The 1,426-nt window shown below is 65.4% G+C and carries 1 protein-coding gene; it reads left to right on the plus strand.

All coding sequences use genetic code 11. The annotated features are described in order from the left end of the window. Nucleotides 1-134 precede the first annotated feature (134 nt). Nucleotides 135-1,382, plus strand: coding sequence for an IS256 family transposase (locus GOHSU_RS16115; RefSeq protein ID WP_005944476.1), 1,248 nt, complete (start codon nt 135-137; stop codon nt 1,380-1,382). Nucleotides 1,383-1,426 lie beyond the last annotated feature (44 nt).

Raw genomic sequence — 1,426 nt, forward strand, 5'->3', positions numbered from 1 at the left:
AGTAGTGCCCCATAGAGTGGTGTAGCCCGGTGACCGGGACCGTGCCGAGCAGTGTGTCGCTGTCGGGTACGGGTGCGGTCACCGTGTGATCCTTCGAGGAATCTCCTACAACCCACTCGAATGGAGTCATCACGATGACCGCACCCCACATTGTCGACCCTGCCGGCCTGCTTGGCCAAGCTCTCGCTGATGCGTCACCGGATTTGATGCGTGAGCTGCTGCAAACCATGATCAACGCACTGCTGTCCGCTGATGCTGATGCGGTGTGCGGCGCTGAATGGGGTCACCGATCGGCTGAGCGCACCAGCCAGCGCAACGGCTACCGGCACCGGGCCCTGGATACGCGGGTGGGCACGATCGATGTTGCTGTCCCGAAACTGCGTCAGGGCACCTATTTCCCCGAATGGCTGTTGGAGCGCCGCAAACGCGCGGAGTCCGCGTTGATCACCGTGGTCGCTGACTGCTACCTGGCCGGGGTGTCCACCCGCCGCATGGACAAGCTCGTCAAGACTCTCGGGATTAACGCGCTATCGAAGTCCCAGGTCTCGCGGATGGCAGCTGATCTCGATGAGCACGTCGAGCAGTTCCGTCACCGACCGCTGGGTGAGGCCGGGCCGTTCACGTTCGTCGCCGCCGACGCATTGACGATGAAGGTCCGCGAGGGCGGGCGGGTGGTCAACGCGGTCGTGCTGGTCGCGACCGGGGTCAACGCCGACGGCCGCCGAGAGGTCCTGGGCCTGCAAGTGGCCACCGCCGAAACTGCGGTGGCGTGGAACAGTTTCTTCGCCGACCTGGTCGCCCGCGGTCTGACCGGGGTCCGCCTGGTCACCAGCGACGCTCATGCCGGCCTGATCGAAGCGATCGCAGCGAACCTGCCCGGCGCCACATGGCAGCGCTGCCGCACCCACTACGCGGCGAACCTGATGAGCGTGACCCCCAAAAGCCTGTGGCCGGCAGTCAAAGCGATGCTGCACTCGGTCTATGACCAGCCCGACGCCGACGCGGTCAACGCCCAGTTCGACCGCCTTCTGGACTACGTCCACACCCGCCTGCCCGACGCCCATGACCACCTCGACGCCGCCCGCGCCGACATCCTGGCCTTCACCGCATTCCCCGAAGGCCTCTGGCAACAGATCTGGTCGAACAACCCCAACGAGCGCCTCAACCGCGAAATCCGGCGACGTACCGACAGCGTCGGGATCTTCCCCAACCGCGAAGCGATCATCCGCCTGATCGGGGCCGTCCTGGCCGAGCAAACAGACGAATGGGCCGAAGGACGCCGCTACCTCGGCCTAGACATCCTCGCCAGAAGCCGACTCACCCCCGTCCCCGACACCAGAACCGAGGTGAACGCCAACACCACCGGCGAACTCAGCGCCTAACCAACAACGACGAAGGACCGCAGCGCTACACCACTACTCGGGAC

Source organism: Gordonia hirsuta DSM 44140 = NBRC 16056 (assembly GCF_000333015.1).
GTDB lineage: Bacteria > Actinomycetota > Actinomycetes > Mycobacteriales > Mycobacteriaceae > Gordonia > Gordonia hirsuta.

Coding starts and splice junctions, on each gene's coding strand:
- GOHSU_RS16115 (WP_005944476.1), top strand. CDS start 135: ATGACCGCACCCCACATTGTCGACCCTGCCGGCCTGCTTGGCCAAGCT.